At 38.8% G+C, this 25,382-nt stretch carries 20 protein-coding genes and 1 pseudogene; 15 read left to right on the top strand and 6 right to left on the bottom strand.

Translation table 11 applies throughout. From position 1 onward, the window contains the following. A partial coding sequence (locus ACT4_RS17550; RefSeq protein WP_007483020.1) for a YadA-like family protein occupies positions 1–2,042 on the top strand: 2,042 nt, incomplete at its 5' end. A 439-nt stretch (positions 2,043–2,481) separates the two neighbouring features. Here ACT4_RS17550 and ACT4_RS13580 read toward each other — a convergent pair. Next, the gene (locus tag ACT4_RS13580; RefSeq protein WP_007483018.1) at positions 2,482–4,119 is read right to left on the bottom strand and encodes a long-chain fatty acid--CoA ligase; all 1,638 of its coding nucleotides are present in this window, start codon (positions 4,117–4,119) and stop codon (positions 2,482–2,484) included. 450 nt (positions 4,120–4,569) lie between these two features. On the opposite strand from ACT4_RS13580, the gene ACT4_RS13575 reads away from it, so the two are divergent. Next, positions 4,570–5,334 (top strand): membrane protein, encoded by a 765-nt coding sequence (locus ACT4_RS13575; RefSeq protein ID WP_007483016.1) that lies wholly within the window; start codon positions 4,570–4,572, stop codon positions 5,332–5,334. A 56-nt stretch (positions 5,335–5,390) separates the two neighbouring features. Then, positions 5,391–5,903 (top strand): cytochrome b, encoded by a 513-nt coding sequence (locus ACT4_RS13570; protein ID WP_007483014.1) that lies wholly within the window; start codon positions 5,391–5,393, stop codon positions 5,901–5,903. A gap of 41 nt (positions 5,904–5,944) precedes the next feature. Here ACT4_RS13570 and ACT4_RS13565 read toward each other — a convergent pair whose 3' ends face one another. Genes ACT4_RS13565 through folE2 form a run of 4 tightly spaced genes read right to left on the bottom strand, consistent with a single transcriptional unit; the run spans position 5,945 to position 9,190 of the window. Further along, the gene (locus ACT4_RS13565) at positions 5,945–7,300 is read right to left on the bottom strand and encodes a dihydroorotase (RefSeq protein ID WP_007483012.1); all 1,356 of its coding nucleotides are present in this window, start codon (positions 7,298–7,300) and stop codon (positions 5,945–5,947) included. Beyond that, positions 7,290–7,850, bottom strand: coding sequence for a carbonate dehydratase (locus ACT4_RS13560; protein WP_004880364.1), 561 nt, complete (start codon positions 7,848–7,850; stop codon positions 7,290–7,292). The genes ACT4_RS13565 and ACT4_RS13560 overlap by 11 nt, the downstream gene beginning before the upstream one ends. 21 nt (positions 7,851–7,871) lie before the next feature. Next, a complete protein-coding gene (gene hisI / locus ACT4_RS13555; protein ID WP_034605190.1) occupies positions 7,872–8,291 on the bottom strand; it encodes a phosphoribosyl-AMP cyclohydrolase in 420 nt (139 codons plus the stop codon). Continuing rightward, entirely contained in the window at positions 8,285–9,190 is a 906-nt protein-coding gene (folE2, locus tag ACT4_RS13550; protein WP_007483008.1) for a GTP cyclohydrolase FolE2, read from the bottom strand. The genes hisI and folE2 overlap by 7 nt, the downstream gene beginning before the upstream one ends. A 110-nt stretch (positions 9,191–9,300) precedes the next feature. Here folE2 and ACT4_RS13545 point away from each other — a divergent pair, with 110 nt between their 5' ends. The 3 genes from ACT4_RS13545 (at position 9,301) to ACT4_RS13535 (ending at position 14,214) form a co-directional block, all read left to right on the top strand. Then, complete coding sequence (locus ACT4_RS13545) at positions 9,301–10,032, top strand: D-Ala-D-Ala carboxypeptidase family metallohydrolase (RefSeq protein WP_007483006.1); 732 nt, start codon at positions 9,301–9,303, stop codon at positions 10,030–10,032. A 104-nt stretch (positions 10,033–10,136) separates the two neighbouring features. Then, positions 10,137–11,360 carry a zinc metallochaperone GTPase ZigA gene (gene zigA / locus ACT4_RS13540; RefSeq protein ID WP_007483004.1) on the top strand — a complete coding sequence of 408 codons (1,224 nt, stop codon included), beginning with the start codon at positions 10,137–10,139 and terminating at the stop codon, positions 11,358–11,360. 388 nt (positions 11,361–11,748) lie between these two features. Then, entirely contained in the window at positions 11,749–14,214 is a 2,466-nt protein-coding gene (locus tag ACT4_RS13535) for an acyl-CoA dehydrogenase (RefSeq protein WP_007483002.1), read from the top strand. A 50-nt stretch (positions 14,215–14,264) separates the two neighbouring features. On the opposite strand, the gene ACT4_RS13530 is transcribed toward ACT4_RS13535, so the two are convergent. After that, complete coding sequence (locus ACT4_RS13530) at positions 14,265–15,563, bottom strand: sigma-54-dependent Fis family transcriptional regulator (RefSeq protein ID WP_007483000.1); 1,299 nt, start codon at positions 15,561–15,563, stop codon at positions 14,265–14,267. 192 nt (positions 15,564–15,755) lie between these two features. On the opposite strand from ACT4_RS13530, the gene ACT4_RS13525 reads away from it, so the two are divergent. The 9 genes and pseudogenes from ACT4_RS13525 (at position 15,756) to ACT4_RS13485 (ending at position 25,381) form a co-directional block, all read left to right on the top strand. Beyond that, on the top strand, positions 15,756–16,442 hold the full coding sequence (locus ACT4_RS13525) for an MBL fold metallo-hydrolase (protein WP_007482998.1): 687 nt from the start codon (positions 15,756–15,758) through the stop codon (positions 16,440–16,442). 12 nt (positions 16,443–16,454) lie between these two features. Continuing rightward, positions 16,455–18,110 carry a bifunctional protein tyrosine phosphatase family protein/NAD(P)/FAD-dependent oxidoreductase gene (locus tag ACT4_RS13520; RefSeq protein WP_007482996.1) on the top strand — a complete coding sequence of 552 codons (1,656 nt, stop codon included), beginning with the start codon at positions 16,455–16,457 and terminating at the stop codon, positions 18,108–18,110. A gap of 108 nt (positions 18,111–18,218) precedes the next feature. Further along, complete coding sequence (locus ACT4_RS13515; protein ID WP_007482994.1) at positions 18,219–19,028, top strand: sulfite exporter TauE/SafE family protein; 810 nt, start codon at positions 18,219–18,221, stop codon at positions 19,026–19,028. Between the two features lie 217 nt (positions 19,029–19,245). Then, positions 19,246–20,235 (top strand): acyl-CoA desaturase, encoded by a 990-nt coding sequence (locus ACT4_RS13510; RefSeq protein ID WP_007482992.1) that lies wholly within the window; start codon positions 19,246–19,248, stop codon positions 20,233–20,235. Then, complete coding sequence (locus tag ACT4_RS13505) at positions 20,232–21,521, top strand: NAD(P)/FAD-dependent oxidoreductase (RefSeq protein WP_007482990.1); 1,290 nt, start codon at positions 20,232–20,234, stop codon at positions 21,519–21,521. The genes ACT4_RS13510 and ACT4_RS13505 overlap by 4 nt, the downstream gene beginning before the upstream one ends. After that, positions 21,521–22,336, top strand: coding sequence for a DUF1365 domain-containing protein (locus tag ACT4_RS13500; protein WP_007482988.1), 816 nt, complete (start codon positions 21,521–21,523; stop codon positions 22,334–22,336). Before ACT4_RS13505 ends, ACT4_RS13500 begins: the two co-directional genes overlap by 1 nt. Beyond that, complete coding sequence (locus ACT4_RS13495) at positions 22,311–23,510, top strand: cyclopropane-fatty-acyl-phospholipid synthase family protein (protein ID WP_007482986.1); 1,200 nt, start codon at positions 22,311–22,313, stop codon at positions 23,508–23,510. Before ACT4_RS13500 ends, ACT4_RS13495 begins: the two co-directional genes overlap by 26 nt. A 34-nt stretch (positions 23,511–23,544) precedes the next feature. Continuing rightward, positions 23,545–24,323, top strand: a pseudogene (locus tag ACT4_RS13490) (DUF1295 domain-containing protein). An 8-nt stretch (positions 24,324–24,331) separates the two neighbouring features. After that, entirely contained in the window at positions 24,332–25,381 is a 1,050-nt protein-coding gene (locus ACT4_RS13485; RefSeq protein WP_007482979.1) for a cyclopropane-fatty-acyl-phospholipid synthase family protein, read from the top strand. Position 25,382: the final 1 nt, after the last annotated feature.

Here is a 25,382-nt window from a genome sequence, read left to right as displayed (position 1 = left end):
CTCAAGGTGATGTCACAAACTTACGTACAGACTTAACGAGCACTCAAGGTGACGTGACGAATCTCCGTACCGACTTAACCAGCACTCAAGGCGATGTCACAAACTTACGTACAGATTTAACCAGTACTCAAGGTGATGTCACGAATCTCCGTACAGATTTGACCAGTACCCAAGGCGATGTGACGAATCTCCGTACAGATTTGACCAGTACCCAAGGCGATGTGACGAATCTCCGTACCGATTTAACGAGCACTCAAGGTGACGTCACGAATCTTCGTACTGATTTGACCAGTACCCAAGGTGATGTCACAAACTTACGTACGGACTTAAACCTTACGCAAAGTGATCTAAATATTTTAGATGGTCGAGTAGGTCAAAATGAGGCTGAAATTGGTAATTTAAGAACTGATCTAACATTTATAGAAGATCGTACTTCACAAAATGAGCAAGCAATTATTGGTTCAATCAATCGAATTACGAATGCGGAATCAGCCATTGCAACATCAGCTATTAGCTTAACAGGAATGTTAGGGGGAGGGTCTTCGTTTAATAATGGTGTGTTTACTGCACCAACCTATAGCATCCAAGGCAATAACTATAATGACGTTGGGAGTGCCTTTGCCGCTGTGGATAGTAAATTATCTTCTTTAGATACACGTTTAACAACAGCTGAAAATATTGGTACAGGTCAGAATGGTAAGAGTGCCTATGATATAGCCCAAGATAATGGTTTTACAGGTAGTGAAACAGATTGGCTTTCGTCATTGAAAGGTGACAAAGGAGATACTGGCTTAACAGGTGCAACTGGCGCGAAAGGAGATAAGGGTGATACTGGTCTTACAGGTGCAGTTGGTACAGATGGTGTAAATGGTAAAGATGGCTTAGATGGTTTGAAGGGAGACAAAGGAGATACAGGTTTAACGGGTGCAACTGGAGCGAAAGGAGATAAGGGTGATACTGGCCTTACAGGTGCAGCTGGTACAGATGGTGTAAATGGTAAAGATGGCTTAGATGGTTTGAAGGGGGACAAAGGAGATACAGGTTTAACAGGTGCAACTGGAGCGAAAGGAGATAAGGGTGATACTGGCCTTACAGGAGCTGCTGGAAAAGACGGTCTAAATGGTTTAGATGGTTTGAAAGGTGACAAGGGCGATCGGGGATTAAGTGCTTTTGAAGTTGCGGTTGAAAATGGCTTTGTAGGTACTGAACAAGAGTGGCTATCTTCTCAGAAAAATCCGTATATTGATGTAAACCAAGCTAGTAATAATCCGAATGCTGCTCAGGCATCAGGTTCGGGTGCAATCGCAATCGGTGATAGTGCTGTTGCGAATGGAAGCCAATCAACTGCAATAGGAGAAGGAACACAAGTATCTGGCAATCAGTCAACAGCTGTTGGTAAAGGAAATATCGTTTCAGGTGATCGTTCAGGTGCATTTGGTGATCCAAATACAGTGAGTGGAAATGGTAGTTATGCTGTTGGGAATGACAATACAGTGAAAGGTGATAATACCTTTGTACTTGGTAATAATGTAGATACTGAAGCTAAAAATGCGGTTGTTTTAGGCAATAATTCAACTAATGATCGTGACAATACCGTTTCTGTCGGTTCAGCAAATAATTTACGCCAGATCACAAATGTGGCAGCTGGGACTCAAGATACTGACGCTGTAAATGTTGCCCAGATGAAGCAAGGTAATGCAGAGACATTAGCAAATGCCAAGTCATATACCGATACTCGTGTTAATAGTCTAGAAAGTAGTTTTAAAGACTATCGACTAGAAACGGACCGTCGATTCCAAGAGGTTGACAAGCGCTTTGACCGTCAAGGTGCAATGAGTGCGGCAATGATGAATATGGCTGTGAGTACATCCGGTTTACAAGGGCGTAATCGTATTGGTGTTGGGGCTGGATTCCAAGGAGATGAAAAAGCGATTGCCGTTGGTTATCAACGCATGGTGAATCAAAATACGAGCTTAAGTATAAGTGGAGCAATGACAGAAGAGGAAAAATCAGGCGGTGTTGGTGTTGGTTTTAGCTGGTAATATTTATCGTTAAATTAATCAGACTATTTCTATAAATAGCAGTAGTCTGATTATTTGTATGATGATTAAGTTTTTAATATTAAACATTTAAAAATTTATTTTTACGATTAAGATGAATTAAAAATTTTGAGCTACTCAATGAAAAACAGACTCTTCGCAGAGTCTGTTTTTGAGTTAAACATCATAAAATGAAATTATGATGCTAGTCTGCATAATTTTATCGAGTTTCTTATCAATCTGATCGAGATAGAGGTGAGGTAAAATATGTGAAATTTTTGCAAAAAAAAGTGCTTGGAATAATCATAAATTCAGATGAAAAATGTCGTCATTGATTTCTTTACATGCATTTCAAACAAGCATGCTTCTACCTAGTTGCTTTAAACAGCAGAAATGAAGAACCGTTTCTTGTTCTTCATTTCAATTTACCTAAAAGGTGGTCTTAGACCACCGCATCATTTTGCAAAAGCGTATCGCCGTATTGTGCACGAAGCTCTGCTTTGACAATTTTCCCTGTTCCGTTGACTGGAAGTGCATCGACAAAGATGACTGCATCTGGAATCTGCCAGCGAGCGATTTTATTTTCAAAGTATGCAAGTATATCTGCTTCCGTTATTGATGCATTTTCTTGTTTGACTGCAATTAAAATAGGTCGTTCATCCCATTTTGGATGTTTTGCTGCAATTGCAGCAGCCATACGAATGTCAGGATGACCTACAGCAATATTTTCTATTTCGACCGAAGAAATCCATTCGCCACCCGATTTGATGAGGTCTTTTGCCCGATCACAAATAGTCATATAGCCATCAGAATTGATCGTTGCAATATCGCCCGTATCAAACCAACCATCGACTGTTAAAGAGCTTTTTTCTTGATTAAAGTAGTGATCAACAACCCATGGACCACGAACTTGTAGGTTTCCTTGTGTTTGACCATCATTTTCAAGAGGGATCGTACTGTCGCCATCTACAATACGTAATTCAATACCAAAAGGTGGGCGGCCTTGTGTGAGACGTAATTGTTCAAACTCTTCAGTATTTAAAGCAAAATGTTTGGCTTTGGGTTGGTTCGCTGTCCCAAGTGGGCTAGTTTCAGACATACCCCAAGCATGAATCGTGTCGCAATCATAATTATATTTAAAGTCTCGAATAATTGATGGAGGACAAGCAGCGCCACCAACAACATTACGAACCATACTTTCTAAACGTGTACCTTTTTTCTTTGCAGCGGCCAACAGGCCTTGCCAAATTGTAGGAACACCTAATGCTACCGTAACTTTATAGTCATCAATTAAGTTAACGAGGCTATCACCATCTAAGTTCGGACCAGGTAATACAATCGAACTACCAACCATCGCCGTTGCATATGGAATTCCCCACGCATTTACATGGAACATTGGAACAACAGGCATCACAATATCTTTAGCCGATAAGTTCAGAGAATCAGGTAACGAGATCGCCATGGTATGAAGTAAGGTAGAGCGATGGCTGTATAACACGCCTTTTGGATTACCTGTTGTACCTGATGTATAACATAAAGAGCTTGGGGTGTTTTCATCTAACTGAGGCCAATCAAATGTTGTTGATTGATCCTGAATCAACTCATCATAAAAAATAACTTCAGGGAGTGCCGCAGCAACTTTTTCGTCAAAAGCACTGAGACAAATAAATCTTTCAACAGTAGGAACTTTGTCTTTGATTGCATTAATTAATGGTAAAAATGTTGTGTCAAAGAAAATGGCTTTGTCTTGAGCATCATTGATAATGAAAATCAACTGTTCAGGAAACAGGCGAGGATTAATGGTATGACAGACCAAACCACTACCTGAAATGGCATACCAAGACTCTAAGTGGCGATGGTTATTCCATGCGATGGTTGCTAGACGATCACCCTCATTCAAATTAAATGTTTTAAAAGCATTTGCTAAGCGTTTGGTATTTTGTTGAACCTGCTGCCAATTGGTTGTGGTGATTTGCCCACTTACTTCTCGTGAAATAATTGAAGTATCAGCATGATATTTTGCTGCATGCTCGATCAAGTTACTAATTAACAAAGACTGATGCATCATTTTGCCAAACATTTTATTCATCCTTGTTCGCTGTTCTATAAAATTATGAAAGAACTTTTAGCCTAAGCTATAAAGTTCTTATAGTTTTATTTGTTGTATCTCATTTCTGCACCCAGTTTTATGTAACGAGGTATGTTTTTCGCGGTTAGGGGTATAAAACTGAACAGATTTATCAGCCTTTTTTTGAACAAGAAAATCTAAAATCTGAGTTGATCAAGCAGTGGTTAGATAATTTAGAATGTAACCCATATTTATCCCGTAAAGAGAAAATAAAAAAATTTGCCTAATGATAAGTACGTTATTTGAGCCAATAATATTTTAAACAAGGTAGCTTAAGGTCTATAGCTAATTTTATCATTGTGCCGAGTTTTTAAGAACTGAGTACATTTTTTATTACTCAGATTTAAGATTGTATTCAGCACTGTTTGGTCAAATTAGATTGTTTTCTTATCGGAATACAATATGATCAATGATAAAAATACAGAGCAAATCCTCAGTAAAGTGCCAGAAGTAACACTACTCTTTTGGATCATAAAAATTGCTGCAACGACTTTAGGTGAAACCGCTGGCGATGCATTTTCAATGTCACTCAATCTAGGTTATCTAATTAGTACAGCAATTTTCGCAGTATTCTTCATCGTGCTTGTGGTCTTTCAGATTAGAGCAAAGGGTTATCATCCATTCTTTTATTGGGCAACGATTATTGCCACCACCACATTAGGAACAACTATTGCAGATTTTGTTGATCGTTCTTTGGGTATTGGATATTTAGGCGGAAGTCTCATTTTATCTGCTTTACTTGCTGCATCTTTGTTTATTTGGAATCTCAGTTGCGGTTCGATCGCAGTCAATACGATTCAATCTCCGAAAAATGAAGCATTTTATTGGTTGACCATTATGTTTTCACAAACGCTCGGAACAGCATTGGGAGATTGGACAGCAGATACTCAGGGACTTGGTTATACAGGGGCAATGCTGATTTTTGGTGGTCTTCTTGTATTTTTGATTATTCTTTATTTTGGTACAAAAGCTTCAAGAACAATGCTTTTTTGGGCTGCATTTATTTTAACTCGACCATTAGGTGCTGTTTTAGGTGATTTTCTGGATAAACCAATCGCTCAAGGTGGTTTGGATTTAAGTCGGGCAGGTGCTTCAATTGTGCTATTCACTTTTATCATTTTAAGTTTAATTATTTTTAAACCTAAAGCAGCAAAAGCATTGCATTAAAATAAATCGGATGAAAGTTTCACTTCATATAAAGTGTAGAATAAAGGTAAAAAGAGATGAAAAATAACTATCCCAAACCAATCATCATCTTGCATTGGCTGACATTATGCCTTGTATTGATTGCTTATTTTAGTAGTGGCAATCCACTACACGAAAAGATTTGGGGACAGGTTCATGTGATGAGTGGCTTATTGGTATTCGCTATTTCGATTGCCAGAGTTACAACCGTATATTGCTATAGAAAGCAACTCCCACACAATAAGATAATTAGTCGCTATCAAGAAATGTTGTTTAAGTTGGTTCGATTGGTTTTATATTTATCATTATTTGTTGTACCCGTGATGGGCTGGCTGGCACTTTCTAGTATGACTACCCAATTCGACTTATATTCGATGCAACTTCCTTTAGCAGGGCTGACAACTTCAAATCATTTGATTGGCGAAGCTCATCAGTTTCTGGGAAATATGTTTGTTTTCTTTGTGGGTTTACATGCTGCCGCAGCTTTGGCACACCATTTTATATTTAAAGATGGTGTGCTCAAAAGTATGCTTGCGAAGAATGATAAATAGATATTGTGAGCAAGATTCGATTTTCTGAAGATCTTATTTGGTCATCTATTTATTTCTAAAGCTTGTCCCTGACAATTTAAAAATAATTGTGATTGATGCCAAGCCAACTGTCCTGAAACGATTGTTGTATCTACGTTATAGCGGAAAGTTTTATTTACAAAAGGACTCCAATTACAGCGCATATAGTTGTGTTGGTCTTTAACAGAGAGCTGTTGTGTATTTTCTCTGAGGAAGACTAAATCTGCCCAATAGCCTTCACGAATATAGCCTCGATCTTTGATTTTAAATAGATCAGCGACTTGATGAGAGGTTTTTCGAACCATTGTTGTGATATCTAGTTTTTGATCTGCAACCAATTCCATTAGTGCGGGGATTGCATGTTGCACTAAGGGGAGGCCTGCGGGTGCATCTAAATAGCTTTGTTGCTTTTCATCCCACGTATGCGGAGCGTGGTCAGTACCTATAATGTCCAAACGATTGCTTTCAGCAATTGCATTAATCAGTGCTTGTTTGTCCTGTTGGGTTTTTATTGCAGGATTACATTTAATTAAATGTCCAAGATCCGCATAATCTGATTCATCAAAGCTCAAATGATGAATACATACCTCAGCAGTAATATGTTTTCGGTTTAAAGGTAAGTCTTTAAATAAACACAGTTCTTTTGCAGTCGTAATATGTAAGACATGCAACTGCGTGCCATACTTTTCTGCAAGTAAAACAGCTAGTTTGGAACTTTCAAAACAAGCATGTTTATCTCGAATTTTGGGATGCATTGCTGCTGGAATATTTCTTCCATATTTTTCTAAAAACAGCTTTTCTCTGGCTTTGATGCGGGGTGTATATTCGCAATGGGTGAGTAAAATAGTCGGGACATTGGCAAATAAACGTTCCAAAACTTTAGGATCATCCACCAGCATGTTGCCCGTGGATGCGCCCATGAACACCTTTACACCACTTACCAGTTTTGGATCAAGTCGTTCCACAACCTCTAAATTATCTGCACTCACACCAAAATGAAAAGCATAATTTGCCATGCTATGTTGTGCTGCAATTTGCTTCTTGTGCATCAACGTCTTTAGATCGAGTGTCGCTGGATTGGTATTGGGCATATCCATATAACTGGTAATGCCACCAATCACCGCAGCAGAGGACTCAGATGCAATACTTCCTTTTTGCGGTGAGCCAGGATCTCGAAAGTGAACTTGATCATCAATCATGCCAGGGATGAGCCAATTGCCATCAGCTTCAATACTTTTTGCATGAACAATACCTGTTATATTGGATTGAATTTTTTCAATCCGCCCATGACGAATCAGCACATCACTGATTTGTTGCTGCCCTTCATTCACGATATTGGCATTGCGAATGATAATGTCTGGAGAATTTCTAAAACTCATTGTGCAGTGCCTTGTAGCCTTTGACCAATTCAATATTGGTCGTAACCACACTTTCAGAAAACTCACTGATGGAAATGTCGATTGGCGGATAAAGCGCTAAATCTGTTTGAGGGTTGATATAGCTCATGGCAGGTACATAAAAATGATCAGGTAAATCACGACCATCTACCACGGCATTGTGTCGAATCGCACTATGATTTCCAATTTTGCAGTTGAATAACACACTGTTAAAACCGACAAAAACATGATGTCCAATACTGCAAGGGCCATGAATAATAGAACGATGCGCGATAGATGAGCTCTCGCCAATGATTACGGCTGCACCAGCTTTTGAATGAATCACAACGCCGTCTTGGATATTAGAGTTTGCGCCAATTACGATGGGTTCCATCTCACCATTTTCATTCGTTTCATCTGCTCGAATCACGGCATAAGGACCAATAAAAACATTGGCTTGGACAATCACTTTGCCGCAGATAATCGCAGTTTGATCAACATAGGCTGATTCATCTATAACGGGAAGATGTCCAGAAGGATTTTTACGAAGCATAGAAAGTCTACATCCATTAAATTAAAGTGTTGATTCGCTAAGAATGGTAATTTGATGATTGCCGATTCCGAGATAAAAACAGCTTGGACGATTGGTATGACAAGCAGGGCCATGTTGAAGCACCAGAAACAAAATGCTATCACCATCGCAATCGAGTCTGGCTTCAACCAAAAATTGCCGATGTCCTGAACTTTCGCCTTTACGCCATAAACATTGACGTGAACGAGACCAATAGCAAACTTGTTGCTGGGTTAGTGTTTCTGTTAAGGCTTCGGTATTAACCCAAGCCAGCATCAGTACTTCTTTGCTGGTACTATCTTGTGTGATTGCAGGAATGAGCCCATCTTGATTCCATTTGATCTGCGAAAATACATTATCAAAATCAAATTTTTGCCCTATAAAACCCTGTTCCATATGTTTAAAAATACATGCATCTACCATTGCCATGAACCTTGAGCAACTGCATCATGCGCATGTAAGCTTTCTGCATGAATGACTTTGAAATTGAAGCCATTTATATATTGATGATGAATAAATGTGCTGTATAAACGTCTTAAAGCATCTTCACAAAACATTAGATTTTGTCCATTAGCGATTGCAAAAGCTTGCTCATCGATGCGTTTAACCGCCGTTTGAACAGGTGTCATGAGGGCTTGTTCCGCCTGATTAATAAATAAAATCAGTGGAATATGCTTGATCTCTTGGTTTAGTTTAAATTTCAAAATGGCAAAACTTCTTTGACTGTGTGGTGTTGCAGCAATCGCATCAGTGGTGCTTAACCAATTCAAAATTTCTTGTTGATCTAGCTGTATCTCTTGGTTTTGTAATGCAGAGTTAAAGCGTTGCTGAATAATATTGCGTGATAGTGCAGCAGAGCATGGGCAAGTAGATGAATAAGGAATTTCAACTTTTAACTCGGTGGTAAATTGATCTTTGATTAGCTGACAGGTCAACACAAAAGGGTAGCTTTTCCAACCTGATAACTTACTGATTAGCGCAGGGCGTTCGATATAAAGTTCACTATGGATCTCAATTTTTGCATTCGTTGATAATCCAGTATGACTCGCTAAAAAATCTTGTAGAGCAACTTTAATATCTAGCAAATTTAGGTTTTTAATCGTGCTTAATTCTAAAAGGCGTGTGTATAAACGAGACATATGAATGCCTTTGGCTAAAGGATCATCCAAGCTGACGTAGGCATTTATTTGGCTTTGGCATTGGGTCTGTTCTATATAAAGTGGCAGTGCAATGTTCTCCATGCCAACCCAATCTAAAGCATGGTTATGGTCTTTTAGTTGTATCGATTCAGCGGAAATATCTGGGAGCAGTGCAAGATTCATTTGTAAAGAGTGCTTAAGTTGTAATGCATATTGTTATGTTATAACATAACAATATGCATCGGCAAGTTCGGTGCATGCCAAAATTATTGTTCACGTATAACTGAGTAGAAATGAATAGAGTTTGTGTCTTTGGGCTGAGTTTGTGTTTATCCGCTTGTCACCAAGCGAGTGTTTATTCGACACAAAAAGCGCATTCGAGTCAGCAGTTGCAGCGATCAGACATTCAACAACAAACGATTTATAAAACTCAAAAAGCTGTTTCACCAAGTTATTTAATTTGGAGAAATGCGCCTTTACATCAACAGCAAATCTATAAATATAAGCATTTCTTAAAAAGCCAAGGGTTGAATTTATATATTCCTGATGCCGAATTTTTTCAGACAGCGAGGGATTGGCAAAAATGTAACTATCCAGAATATGAGGTTCCGCCACAGGAACTTTGGAACAACATCATTCCAACGTTAAATATTCTTCATCAGTTGGTTGATCGAAAGATCGTGACTGATTTTTCAGTCACTTCGGTGTATCGAAATTATGCATTAAATCAATGTGCTGGCGGAGCAGGTTCATCAAAGCATGTGTTCAATGCTGCATTGGATTTTCGTATTGGTGCTGAAAATCCAGATATTGCAGAGCAACAGTCTATTCAAGAAACAAAAGCAAAGTTATGCCAGTTTTGGCTTGATCATGGTGAAGCGCTAAGCATGGGCTTAGGCGTGTATGAGTCAGGCCAAATTCATATTGATAGTGCAGGTTATCGAACGTGGGGTGTAGATCATCGCTACACCTCATCGCCTTGCATGAAAGACTCTTTAAATCATCAGCATCAATCGCCAGCTTAAAACGGTGTATGGCTCAGCAATCAATATGAGTCAATTTAATGATGCTGGTGGATGCATTAATTTACCAAGATGAAATCTAATTCCGTTAAAAAGTGAGAAAGCCAATGAATCATTCTTTAGCCACTCCCGAAAAACTACCAGTAACAGTGCTTTCTGGTTTTTTAGGTGCAGGTAAAACGACTTTACTGAACCATATTTTGAATAATCGTGAAGGTAGAAAAATTGCGGTAATCGTCAACGATATGTCTGATGTCAATATTGATGCGGCATTGGTCAGAGATGGAGGAGCAGAGCTATCTCGAACAGATGAAAAGCTGGTAGAAATGAGCAATGGCTGTATTTGCTGTACTTTAAGAGAGGATCTTTTGATTGAAGTACGCCGTTTAGCGCAAGATCAGCGCTTTGATCAACTGGTGATCGAGTCTACAGGGATTTCAGAACCATTGCCTGTTGCTGAAACATTTACTTTTGAAGATGAAAATGGTGTTTCACTCAATGAGTTCGCGCGCCTAGATACTATGGTGACAGTGGTAGATGCCTTTAACTTTTTAAAAGACTATAGCTCAATCGATAGTTTACAAATGCGTGGTGAGTCATTGGGTGATGAGGATCAAAGAAATGTTGTTGATCTATTGATTGATCAAATCGAATTTTGTGATGTGATTATATTGAATAAAGTTGATCTGATTAATGAAGATGAAAAACAAAAGCTGTTTGGAATACTACATTCATTGAATCCACGGGCGAAAATAGAAGTCTCTGAGTTTGGTCAAGTAAATTTGGATCGCGTCTTAAATACTAATTTATTTGATTTTAATGCGGCTGCCCAAGCGCCAGGTTGGCTCAAAGAGTTGCGCGGTGAACATACACCTGAAACAGAGGAATATGGAATCCAAAGCTTTGTGTATCGGGCGAGAAGGCCTTTTCATCCGCAGCGTTTTTTTGATTTTATCAACTCAGAATGGAAAGGGGTAATCCGCTCAAAAGGATTTTTCTGGTTAGCATCTGATCCTGAGTTTGCAGGTTCTTGGTCTCAAGCTGGAGCAATGGCTCGGCATGGTGTCGCAGGTTATTGGTGGGCTGCCGTGCCAGACGAACATTGGCCTGAAGACCCACAGAGTCGAGAAGCGATTCAGAAAAATTGGAATGATCAGACAGGTGATGCGAGACAAGAAATTGTTTTAATCGGTATGGAAATGGATCAAGAGGATTTAATACAACGATTTGATGCTTGTTTGCTGGATGACAATGAAATGTTACTGGGCGTAGAAACTTGGCAGAATTTTGAGAATCCATTTCACGGTTGGACAGATATGATTGTGAATTAAGATATTTTTAATACCTAGGCATTTTATTAATTATTGTAGAAACATTCTAAAATCAAAGTTTGGAATGTTTCTGTCCACCATTTTCCGACAAATTAACCTTTTGAGGGATATTCTCGTCAAATCTTTCTGTGATCATTAGTTTTAATATATATTAAAATAATTTTATTAAACATCTGTTTTATCTATTAAAAATTGAGTATCTGAATTATAAAATATAGTTTCATCTCGATGGGGTTGTGTAATATTTAGTAGCTAAGTCAAATATTAAAAAAACAAACTGTACAATAAAAATTCACTCTTTTTTCACTTATTCACCTCTAAGTTCAAACGTGTAGTAATTCAAATAAATTAATTTTCCTTAGTTCAAGTTGAAAGCAAAGGAGCAACTATGACTCTATTATTGATATTGCTTAGCTTGTTGATTCAGTTTGTAATGTTGTGGGCTGTATTTTATTTCGAACTCAATCGAACAATTGGTAGTATTGTTTCCATCGTTATCGCTATTTTATGTAGTGTATTGATCACGCCGTGGAGTTTATTGGTCGGTATACCGATTATTTTAATGAGTGTGATTTTATTAATCCCTGCATTGCGTGAAGCACTGATTAGCCGACCTGCGTTTGATCTGTTATCCAAAGCCATGCCGAGCATGAGTAGCACTGAAAGGGAAGCTTTGGATGCGGGTACCAGTTGGTGGGAAAAAGAGTTATTTATGGGAGCACCAGACTGGCACAAGTTTGATGAATATCCCTATCCAAAACTTTCTGAAGAAGAACAATCCTTTTTAGATAATGAAGTACAACAACTATGTTCAATGCTGGATGAATGGAAAATTCATCATCAAGATAAAGATTTACCGCCAGAAGTTTGGCAATTTATTAAAGATAACGGCTTTTTAGGCTTAATTATTCCAAAGTCATTTGGTGGTAAAGAGTTTACGCCTTTTGCACAAAGTCGCATTATGAGCAAAATTGCATCACGCTCTTTAACTGCTGCTGTGAGTTGTATGGTGCCGAACTCATTAGGGCCAGGTGAGTTGTTATTGCACTATGGAACAACCGAACAAAAGCAACGCTATTTGCCGGGTTTGGCAGATGGAACGGAGATTCCGTGCTTTGGTTTAACCAGCCCAGAAGCGGGTTCGGATGCAGGGGCAATCCCTGATACAGGCGTCGTCTGTTACGGGAACTATCAAGGTCAAGAGGTCCTTGGTTTGAAAATGAATTTCTCGAAACGCTGGATTACGCTTGCGCCTATCGCGACGGTGATTGGTTTGGCATTCAAACTTTATGATCCTGATGGCTTATTGGGTGATAAAAGTAAATATGAATATGGCATTACCTGTGCATTGATTCCATCAAGCCACGAAGGTATCAAAATTGGCGCTCGACATAATCCGGGTGCACCGTTCATGAATGGTACAGTTGAAGGTAATGACGTCTTCATTCCGATAGATTGGATTATTGGTGGACAGGAGAATGCGGGTAAAGGTTGGCGCATGTTGATGGAGTGTCTGGGTATTGGTCGTGGGATTTCATTACCAGCCTTGGCGACTGCTGCGGGTGAGATGAGTTATCTGCTAGTCGGTGCATTTGCGAGTGTAAGACAGCAGTTCAAAGTATCTGTCGGACATTTTGAAGGTGTTCAAGAAGCGACCAGTGATATTGCAAGTGATGCTTATATGTTGGAAGCATTTAGATATTTAGTCACTTGTGGTTTGAATCAAGGTGGTACGCCTGCAGTAATGACAGCAATGGCAAAATACTATGCCACTGAAACCATGAGGAAAGTCATTAATCATGGTATGGATGTCGTCGGAGGACGTGCGATTCAACTTGGCCCACGTAATTTCCTTGCATTAACTTATCAATCGATTCCTGTTGCAATCACTGTTGAGGGTGCAAATATTTTAACGCGCTCATTGATGATTTTTGGTCAGGGTTCAATGCGTTGTCATCCTTATCTATTTGAAGAGTTACAACTACTACAATCTGAAGATAAGCAAGCGGCTTTGAAACAGTTCAATACTTTATTATTTAAACACCTTGCTTATACATTTAATCGTGCAGCAAAAGCAGTTGCTTTTGGTTTTACGGGTGGTTCAGATCAAGCTTCGAAACAAGCAGATGATTTTTCTAAACCCTACTATGCCTTGATTAATCGTTTGAGTGCAGACTTTGCTTTAACTGCGGATATGGCGCTTGGGCTTTTGGCAGGTGATTTAAAACGTAAAGAGATGCTGTCTGGTCGTTTGGCAGATATCCATGCACATTTATTTATTGCGACTGCAATTTTAAAGTTCTATGAGCATGGTCAGCGTACTGATGCTGAAAAGAAACATGCAGAGCTTGCATTAAATAAAGCGCTCTACAATGTACAAGAAGCATTTTATGGTTTCTACGAAAACTTCCCTGTGAAGATTGCTGCATGGTTAGTGAAATTGATTTGTTTCCCATTTGGTCGCCCAATCGAGAAACCATCTGATCAGCTCAAACAAGAAGTTGCACAGTTATTGCTGCGAGAAAATCCGTTTAGAGCAGACTTGAAGAAGCACGTCTATTACACAACCGAAGCAGATGATGTGATGGGGCGTATGGAGTCGACTTTCCAAATGCTGCTTGAAGTGCAACCGTTATGGGATAAGTTCAAAAAAGCTGAATCTAAAGATCAGTTCAAAGGCTTAGTGTTTGAAGAGCGTGTTGCAAATGCCGTTGAGCTTGGATTTATCAATAGCACTGAAGCTGAGCAAATCTTGCAATATAATGTGAAACGTTATGACAGTATGCTCACCGATATTTTTGATGAGCATCTGGAACATGATTTACCACTTGAGAATTCACATTTGAAAAGTTGATTGAAGTGGAAACTAAAAAGCGAGTCATACCAAATGGCTCGCTTTTTTATTTATAAATTAAATTTTTTCCGATAGCGCCAAAGTGTAGTACGGCTCATATCCAAGGCTTTAGCTACTTGATTAAGATCATAATCATATTTGATTAACGCCTTACGAATCATATCCTTATTGATTTTATCTGTACTATGCATATGTTCGGTTGTGTGCATCATCAAATCAGACGGTATGTGTGGATTATCAATAATCTCATCTGGCAAATCACAAAGCTCGATTTCAGATTTTTCATTTGCCATCGTAATGGCATAGAGCAAGGTGTTTTTTAATTCACGTACATTCCCCGGCCAGTCGTAATCAATCAAGGCATTTAGTGCATCATTTGATAGTGAGGCAGTATGCTGAAAAATGGTTTGCTGCTCACTTAAAATGAAGTTTACAATCAGTGGAATATCTTCTTTTCGATCACGTAGAGGTGGAACAAAAATGGGAATAACACGCAGGCGATAAAGCAAGTCTTGACGGAAACGACCAAGTTTGGCTTCTTCTCTTAACGCGCGATGCGTCGCGGTAATAATGCGGACATTGGCTTTAATTGATTTTTCACCGCCTAAGGGGGTGAATTCTCCAGTTTCTAGTACACGTAGCAGTTTTGCTTGTAACTCTAAGGGAATTTCAGCGATTTCATCTAAAAAAAGTGTTCCACCTGCGGCACGCTCAAAAACACCTTTATGCTCTCGAATCGCGCCTGTAAAAGCACCTTTGACATGCCCAAATAATTCGCTTTCCAAGATATTCGCGTTCAAAGCAGCACAGTTAATCGCAATAAACACTTTATTCCTTCTTTGGCTATAGTCATGTATGGCCTGAGCAACCAGCTCTTTACCGCTTCCAGATTCACCACGAACCAATACAGGGAACTCAGTAATTGCAACGCGTTGAATAATTGAAAACATTCGCTGCATTTCAGGGGATTGGCTATGAAATGTTTCTGATAAACTTTGAATGCTTTGCTTTGGCAGTGTTGTTTCAACTTGTCGCAATAGCTGAACTACGAATAATGTTCCAGTGAAATTTTGATCTGAAACATGAATGTTATGTCGATGACAGAACAATTCGCTTGAGCCATTTGCAGATTTAAAATTAAATTTTCCAGTATCTAATGCGTTATTCAATATTTGCTGTTTGCTTAACGCTGAGATCGAAGGATTAAGCCTTGTTGATTTGAACTCATAAATGATAGTCGAATCAGTGTGATCAACGATAAAAAGGGCACAGTCATTAATGAGCTGCTGCAAATAACCCAAGAAATTTTCCAAATCAACTTGAGTTTTAAAATCAATGAGTTGAGTCATTATGTTTCATTTTATGTTTCACTGTTTGAATTATTGAAACATGAAATGAAAGAAAAGTGAAACGTAGTCTATTCTGAATTTTAAATATTATTTATTAATATATTGTTTTATTTGAATATAATTAAAAATGCAAAGAGTTGGCATCTTGTTTGCAAAATATGAATATAAGCAAGCAGATTGAGATTGATTCTAATGATATTCCATCAATTTTTCGAAAAAGAAAGTTCTACTTATACCTATCTCATTGCATCAGAACAAACGCATGAAGCTGTATTAATTGATCCAGTTGCTTCTGAAATTGAGAGCTATGCGAAAAAGTTAAATGAACATAATTTAACATTGGTATATAGCCTCGATACGCATGTACATGCAGATCATGTCACAGCAGCTAATTTATTAAGAGAAAAATTTGGCTGTAAAACAGTTTTGCATCGTCATTCAGGTGTGGCGTGCGGAGACATTTTTATTACAGATCGTAGTGCTATACGTGTTGGTGAAATCTTAATTGAAGCTCGTTATACACCAGGTCATACCAATGCATGTACCAGTTATGTCGTTGATGGCATGGTATTCACAGGTGATGCACTGTTAATCGATGGTTGTGGTCGCACCGACTTCCAAGAAGGGAGTGCTGAAACTTTATATGACTCTATTCATCAACAGATTTTCACATTGGCTGATGAAACGATTGTGTATCCGGGACATGATTATAAAGGTCGTTTGTCATCAACCGTTGGGCATGAACGTTTACATAATGCTCGATTAGGGCAAGGTAAATCCAAACAAGATTTTGTACAGATTATGACGAATCTCGATTTACCTTATCCGAAAAAGATTGATATTGCTTTACCTGCTAATAAAGCCTGCGGACAAGCATAAGGAATAAATGACATGGAATTAAAGCGAGTTAACCAAGAGTTTTTTGTTTCGGATCAAATCAGTCAACAAGATATTGCTGAAATAGCGGCAAAGGGTATTCGAACAATTATTTGTAATCGTCCTGATGGTGAAGGTGCTGATCAGCCTAATATCATCGAGATCCAAGAAGCTGCAATTCAACATGGGATCCAATTGGAATATTTACCTGTGGTCAGCGGTCGTGTGACTGATGAACAGGCAGTTGAATTCAAACAAATCTATCAAAAGTCACAAAAGCCACTTTTAGCATTCTGTCGATCTGGTACCCGTTCAATTACTTTGTGGGCGTTGTCACAGGTTGTAGAGCAAAGTCTTGATCAGATGTTGTTGCAAGCCAAAGCACTTGGTTATGATTTGCAAGGTTTAGTGCCTCGTATTCTGAAACAGAACCCTAATCAGTTGAACAATATTCCTACATTTTCTGTGGTGATTGTGGGGGGCGGGGCTGCAGGAATTTCAGTTGCATCGAGTTTACTATCAAGACAGCCAAACCTAGATATTGCGATTATTGATCCAGCAGAGATTCATTATTATCAACCGGGCTGGACGATGGTTGGTGGCGGTATTTTTTCACCTGAAAAAACGGTTCGAACGATGGCGAGTTTGATCCCAAAACAGGTGCATTGGATCAAAGCTGCTGTTGCTGCATTTGACCCAGACAATAAACAGGTTTTATTGGAAGGATGTAAGCCGATTAATTATGAAGCTTTGGTTGTCTGCCCCGGATTAAAGTTAAATTGGCATGGTATTGAAGGCTTGGTGGAAACACTGGGTAAAAATGGTGTGACTTCGAATTATCGTTATGATCTTGCACCATATACGTGGCAGTTAGTGAGTAGTACGAAGCAAGGTAAAGCGATTTTCACGCAACCGCCAATGCCAATCAAATGTGCTGGCGCACCGCAGAAAGCCATGTATCTGTCAGCAGATCATTGGCAAAAACAAGGTGTACTCCAAAACATCAATATCGACTTTTATAATACAGGTGGTGTGCTATTTGGTGTGCAAGCGTATGTTCCGGCCTTGATGGAATATATCAAACGCTATAACGCAAATTTGCACTTTAATCATCAGTTAATCAAAGTCGATGGTGTTCAAAAACGTGCTTGGTTTAAGGTGACTGAAGGTGAGAATAGTTCAGTAATTGAAACTGATTTTGATATGTTGCATGTTGTTCCACCACAACAAGCACCTGATTTTATTCGAGCAAGTAATCTTGTCGATGCTACGGGTTGGGTGAGTGTAGATCAACATACCTTGCAGCATACAAAATATCCTTACATCTTTGCCTTGGGCGATGTGATGAATGCACCAAATGCTAAAACTGCCGCTGCTGCCCGTAAACAAGCGCCGATCGTTGCAGTGAATGTTTTACAGTACTTAAAAGGCAGTAATCAGTTCGCTCAATATGATGGTTATGGTTCGTGTCCACTTACGGTCGAGCGTGGGAAAATCGTACTTGCAGAGTTTGGCTATGGCGGAAAGTTATTACCAAGTTTTCCAAAATGGTTCTTGGATGGGCAAAAACCAACTCGTATGGCATGGCTATTAAAAGAGCAAATTCTCCCACCTATGTATTGGGATGGCATGTTGAAAGGGCACGAGTGGCTGGTTAAACCAAAACTCTAGCCCACTTCTCTTAAATCTAAACCCCGTTTCTGCGCTAGCTTTCAATCGAGAGCTAGTGAGGGAAACTCATGCTGAAAAAAGCAATCTATCTCTTATAAGAGGTCTTTTATGGATATGTGGTTATTGGTCTTAGAAGGTCTTGCAATCGGATGCTTACTTGGGCTGACGGGAGCTGGTGGCGGAATCTTGGCTGTTCCTGCGCTTATGGCGAGTCAGGGGTGGACGGTTTCACAAGCTGCGCCTGTGGGATTACTGGCTGTTACACTCTCTGCATTTGTTGGAAGTATTCAGGGCTTATTTAAAAAAATCGTAAGATACCGCGCTGCGATTTGGATTGCTCTGATTAGTATTCCTTCGGCACGCTACGGTGTTCATCTTGCCAATATCATTTCTCCATTTTGGTTAAGTCTCGCATTCAGCTTGGTCATGTTGATCGTCGCTTATCGAATCTTTTTTAATAAAGTAAATGATTTAGAAGACCCGCCATGTAAGGTGAATCATAGTACAGGCAAGCTAATTTGGAATGTGAAGACTGCTTCAGTTTTAGGTTTAATCGGTGTAATAGCTGGTTTGCTCACAGGTTTACTCGGTGTTGGTGGAGGCTTTGTGATTGTACCTGCTCTTAGAAAAGCAACTGATTTGGATATGCGAAGTATTGTTGCGACCTCCTTGATGATTATCTTCTTAATCGGCGGTGTCAGTATTTCAATTCATGTACTTGATGGCTTTCAATATCCGCTGATTGTAACTGCAAGTTTTGTATTGGCGTGTATTGTTGGGATGCTAGTCGGTAGAAGATTGATTAGCATGATTGATCTTAAAACGGTACAGAAAATTTTTGCTACGGTTGTGATCAGTGTTGCCGCGTATCTGATGTGGACCAGTCTAGCAACGTTGATTGCAATTCAAATTGCTTAGCTTTTATCGCCAGTAATTGAAAAACAAATAAAAAATAAAGCCTAGCTCAAGTGAGTTAGGCTTTACTCATTACTACATTTAAATTTATGTTTATTTTGTATTTTTATATTATGATGAAGCACAAGTGACAGACTTGATCGGTTCAAGCTTCACATAAATTTCATATCACTTTTATTAACATGATAACGATAAAAAAATAATGGGTCAGGAAGAATCAATGTTTAAATTTCTTCTGCGATGGGTAGATAGTTGGTCCTTCAAGCAAACTTTAGAGACAAATGAATCTGACATTTCACATCACGTAAAAGACACTCAAATTCAATGGTTGAGAATCATACCGTTTATTTTATTGCATCTGGCATGTCTTGCTGTGTTTTGGGTTGGAGTTTCTTGGTTTGCTGTCATGTTCATGCTGATGTTCTATTTCATCAGGATGTTTGCAATCACTGCTTTTTTTCATCGTTATCTATCGCATAAAACATTTCAAACCTCTCGACCTTTTCAGTTTTTGTTTATCTTAATTGGAACAATGAGTGCCCAACGAGGGCCTTTGTGGTGGGCTGCGCATCATCGCTATCATCATCGTTTTACGGACACCGAACATGATCCCCATTCATCTCATCATGGCTTTTGGTATAGCCATGTGGGGTGGTTTTTAAATGAGCAAAACTTCTCAACTCGAAAAGAAGTCATCAAAGATTGGCTCAAGTTTCCTGAGATTGTTTGGCTCGATCGTTTCAGTTTACCAGTGGTATTGTTCACTGCCTTAGCGATCTATTTATTTGGAAATTGGTTGAATGTTGCTCATCCCAATTTAGGAACATCAGGACCTCAGTTACTGGTTTGGGGGTTTGTGATTTCGACAGTGTTATTGATCCATGCAACCTTATGCATCAATTCTCTGGCTCATTTATATGGGCATCGCGATTTCGAAACCAAAGATAACAGCAGAAATAATCTATTCCTTTCAATCATTACCTTAGGTGAGGGTTGGCATAATAATCATCACTATTATGCAGGGAGTACCCGCCAAGGTTTCTTTTGGTGGCAAATTGATGTTACTTATTATCTATTAAAAATAATGTCTTACACAGGTTTGGTCTGGGGAATAAAACCTGTACCACAACGTATTTACACAGAATATCACCAACAACGTGAAAGCATAAAAATCCACACAACTAAAGTTCAAAGTCGGGAGTCTTCATGAAAATTGCAATTGTAGGCTCAGGTATTTCAGGAATGTATGCGGCATGGAAATTGTCTAAATATCATCAAATTACTGTCTTTGAAAAAGAAAATTACTTTGGTGGGCATACTGATACGCATGATTTATGGATTGATCATCAGAAAGTTGCTGTTGATAGTGGCTTCATTGTGTTTAATGAATATAACTATCCACTATTTACTGAAATGCTGAATCAATTAGGTGTTGAAGCCCAAAATAGTGATATGAGTTTTTCAGTCAATAATTTAGTGACTGGTCTGCAATACAACCCTTCAAAAAAATGGTCATTATTGACTCGACCTCAGAATTTTATAAATCCAAATTTTCGAATCATGTTGTCTGATTTGATGCGTTTTTATCAAGAAAATAAAGACATTGATGTGGCTGCTTATGAACCACATTTGACCATTGAAGATTATTTGAATCGTAATGATTATTCTCAAGTTTTTAGAGAAGAACATCTTTATCCAATGTGTGGTGCGTTGTGGTCTAGTCCAGTTGAGCAGGTTGGTAAAATTCCTTATAAATTTGTGGTAAGTTTTTTTCAACATCATCGTATGTTGCAGTTAAAAGAACGTCCGCAATGGCAAACTGTGAAGGGCGGTTCAGCAAGTTATATTCAAGTCATTCAAGCACAATGTCCCTCTATCCAGTGGAAGCATGGCACAGTCAAACAAGTCCTCCGAACAGAAGATTCAGTGACGATTGTGTCAGCGCAAGAAGAAGAGGAATTTGATTGGGTGATTTTTGCTAGTCATGCCGATGATACTTTGAAACTCATTGATCAGCCGAGTGCGGCAGAGCAAGAAATTCTTGGTTGCTTTGATTATCAAGATAATAAAATGGTGGTGCATTGCGATACTTCGATTATGCCGAAACGTAAATCGCAATGGGCAAGTTGGCATGTGCATGTCACTGCTTTAGATACTACTAAGAAAAATAGCCATAACGATCAGATTCACTATGGTTTTACCTATTGGATGAACAATTTGCAGAATTTAGCGTGTAAGACACAGGTTTTTGCAACGCTCAATCCTAATATGCCAATCTCAAGAGAAAAAGTGTATGTAGAACGCCATTATCGTCATCCAGTATTTGATAAAAAAGCGATAGCCGCACAATCAGATTGGTCTGAAATTAATGGTAGAAATCGTAGCTCTTTTTGTGGTGCTTATTGGGGCTGGGGGTTTCATGAGGATGGAGCGAGAAGTGCTGAACGTGTTGTCGCACAAATCTTAGAGATGGTAGAGCAATTGGAGGTGGCATAATGCATCAACCTTCTCTTGCGATTGCAAAAGCGCATATTCGTCATCGTCGTTTTTTTCCTAAATCACATGATTTCAAGTCATGTCTGAGCTATTTATATTATGATCCTGATCAAGTTGAACAGCGCTTTGAAGAATCCAAACTAAGTTCAACCAAAGCTTGGAATGTGTTAACGCTGGATGAGGATGACTTTTTAAAAGGCTACACGGGAAATATTAGAGAAAAGATCAAAAAAATAATTTTGCAGCAAAACGATACGATTTTATCAGCGCAATCCCATATTCGAGTCTTGGCATTACCCAGAACCTTAGGTTTTCGCTTTAACTCAGTGGTTTTTTATTTCATTTTCAACACTCGTTATGAACCACAATTTATATTAAGTGAGATCACTAACACGCCGTGGAATGAAACAAAAGTGTATGTGCATGATTGTCGGCAGAAATACATTGATCATCAGCAATATCAAGGTTTTCAGTTTGATTTTGAAAAGTCATTCCATGTCTCTCCATTTATGCCGATGGATATTCAATATAAGTGGAAATTTAATTTTTCAGATCAACAAAATGTGATTTATATGCAGCTTTATCAGTCTCAAAAGCTGATTTTTGATGCAACGATGCACTATGAACTAGAGGACATCACAGTTCCTTCACAGCTAAATCGCTATGCTGTTCATCATGTCTTTGAACCTTTTAAGATGTTGGCTTCGATTTATATACAAGCTTTTCATCTCTGGCGAAAAAAGGTTCCATTTTATCGTCACCCTAAAAAAGATAAGGACTTAGAACAAAATGATGAAAACGCTTATTTTCGGTGAACAAGATTCGTTGCCGTTTGTTTTAAAAAGTCTGATGAAGCTCTGTCATGGCCAAATTCATTTTCGTGGAGAATGGAATGGTTCTGTCGGTGAGGTATCTGATTTAGAAGCAACGATAGACATTCATAATAAAGATCTAATTGAACTGATTTTTAAAAACGGTGTTCTAGGTGCGGCTGAAGGCTATATTCGAGGCTATTGGAGCAGTGAACAGTTGGTCGAGCTGATCCAAATTTTGGCACGTAATCGTCATGTTTTAGATAAAATAAATCAAAATGTTATTTCTCAAGCTAGCCAAATGATTCTTAAAGCTTGGTATAAAACCAGAAAGAATTCATTAACGGGTAGTCGTAAAAACATCGCGGAACATTATGACTTAAGTAATGATTTCTTTAAATTGTTTCTTGATTCTTCGATGATGTACTCCAGTGCAGTCTATAAAAATAAAGATATGACATTGGAACAAGCATCTGATTATAAAAAAGAACTTATTTGTCAGAAACTTCAATTAAAGCCGATGGATCATTTGGTAGAAATTGGGAGTGGTTGGGGGGGGTTTGCAATTTATGCAGCTCAACATTATGGCTGTAAAGTGACGACGATTACTATTTCGCAAGCGCAATTTGATGAGGCGACTCAGAGTATTGCAGCGGCGGGATTAAGCCATCGCGTAGAAGTTCAGTTAAAAGATTACCGTTTATTAGACGGTCAGTTTGACAAGCTGGTTTCGATTGAAATGATCGAAGCAGTAGGCGAGCAATACTTATCAACTTATTTCAATAAATGCCGATCATTGTTAAAACCAAATGGTCTGGGTTTGATTCAAGCCATCACTATCGAAGATGCTCGTTATAAGAAAGCACTTAATACGGTGGACTACATTAAGCGCTATATTTTCCCTGGTAGTTTTATTCCTTGTATTAGTGTGCTCACACAAGCTGCTTCTGAGCAAGGATTACGTTTAAAACATCTTGAAGATATTGGTTTGAGTTATGCAGAAACCATTCATCAATGGCGTGAGCGTTTTTTAGACGCAAAATCACAGGTTTTAGCTTTAGGTTTTGATGAGAATTTCATTCGCATGTGGGATTTTTATCTTTGTTATTGCGAAGGTGGATTCAAAGAAGGCGTGATCAGTGATGTACACCTGTTGTTTGAAGCAAGTCCCTATTAATTATAGATAAATTTTAAACATCAAGGAGGCAGTTATGATATGGCAATTGTTTTTACTTGATGTGGTGGTGATGTGCTTATGCTGGTTATGGGCAACAAAAAATCATCGTGCTGGTATTGTCGACGTGGCATGGAGTTTTTGTATTGCGCTCAATATTTTCATTACCGCTTTATGGGTTGAGTTAGCACCGATACAAATTAGATTATTTATTGGTGTTATGAGCTCGATTTGGTTTCTGAGATTGAGCTGGCATTTATTGCGTCGTTATTTGGCTGAGGATGAGGAAGATCGTCGCTATGCCAACATGCGTAGAGCAATGGGAAAATATCAGCATTTGGGCTTTTTACTTTTTTCATGTTCCAAGCAGGTTTAGCTATTTTATTTAGCATTCCGATGTGGAGCTTATTGAATGTGCCTGAAGCTGCTTGGAGTGTTGAAACGAATGATTATGTGATTATCGCTGGCATGATCATGATGATTGCATTTGTTGGTGAAGTAATTGCAGATCAACAGCTATATCGATTTAAGCAAAATCCAAGCAATCATGGCAAAACCATGGATCAAGGCTTGTGGAGATATTCACGGCATCCAAATTATTTTTTTGAATGGATGCATTGGTTTGCTTATCCGATCTTAGGTCTAGCTGCTGGACTGTATAGCTTATGGATTTATCCGTTATTGATGTGGTTATTTTTGTACTACATCACAGGGATTCCATTCAGTGAACAACAAGCATTAAAAAATCGTGGAAAAAATTATTCCGATTATCAAAAACGAACTTCTATGTTTATTCCGTGGAAGCCCAAACTGTAGGTACGCTCATGGACTTTATTATTCATAAATCATTAAAACTTGTTGAAAGTGGTTTGGTGCCAGATCAAGCGATTCGTGCAGCCATACGCGCCTTGAGTAAAAAACGCCTCATTCAGGAAGGACGCTATGATCCTGAACAAGGTGCTCAGCGCTATATGGATGTGCTCAACATGCTGAAGCACAGTGAAATTGCCATCGAAACTGACAAAGCCAATGAACAGCACTATGAGCTGCCAACGGCTTTTTTTCAGGCTGTTTTAGGAAAGCGACTAAAATATAGTGCGTGCTTTTTCCCGCATGACAAAACATCATTAGATGAAGCAGAAGAATTTGCACTTAGAATCTATAGTGATCGTGCTCAATTAAATGATGGTCAATCGATATTAGAGCTAGGTTGTGGCTGGGGTTCATTGACATTATGGATGGCTGAGCAATATCCCAACGCAAAAATAACTGCAGTTTCAAACTCAGCAACGCAACGTCAGCACATTTTGGCGGAAGCTAAAAAGCGCGGTTTGAAAAATATTGATGTGTTGACCTGTGACGTGAATGTACTGGAGTTACAGGAAAATTCTTTCGATCGGGTCGTTTCGGTTGAAATGTTTGAGCATGTCAGAAACTATCAACGGCTATTTGCCAAAATACAATCGTGGTTAAAGGCAGATGGTTTGTTATGGTGTCATATTTTTTGCCATCGTTTTTTACATTATCCATTTGAAATAAAAAGTGAATATGACTGGATGTCACGCTATTTCTTTACAGGCGGATTAATGCCAGCGACGTCAACCTTTTTGCATTTTCAGGAACACTTAGAGCTTGAACGGCATTGGCAGTGGTCAGGCACACATTATGAAAAAACAGCAAATGCTTGGTTGGAAAATATGGATCGAAACAGTGAGCAATTAAAGCCATTGTTTGAACAAGTTTATGGCCAAGACGCTGAAGCATGGTGGCAACGTTGGCGTATTTTCTTTATGGCTTGTGCTGAATTGTTTGGTTTTGAACAAGGTCAGGAGTGGGTCGTCGGACACTTCCTGTTCAAAAAGAAAACAGTATAAT

Source organism: Acinetobacter sp. NBRC 100985, from assembly GCF_000241225.1.
GTDB lineage: Bacteria > Pseudomonadota > Gammaproteobacteria > Pseudomonadales > Moraxellaceae > Acinetobacter > Acinetobacter venetianus.
Note: the sequence above shows the minus strand (reverse complement) of the source record. Positions and strands in the feature narration are given on the sequence as shown.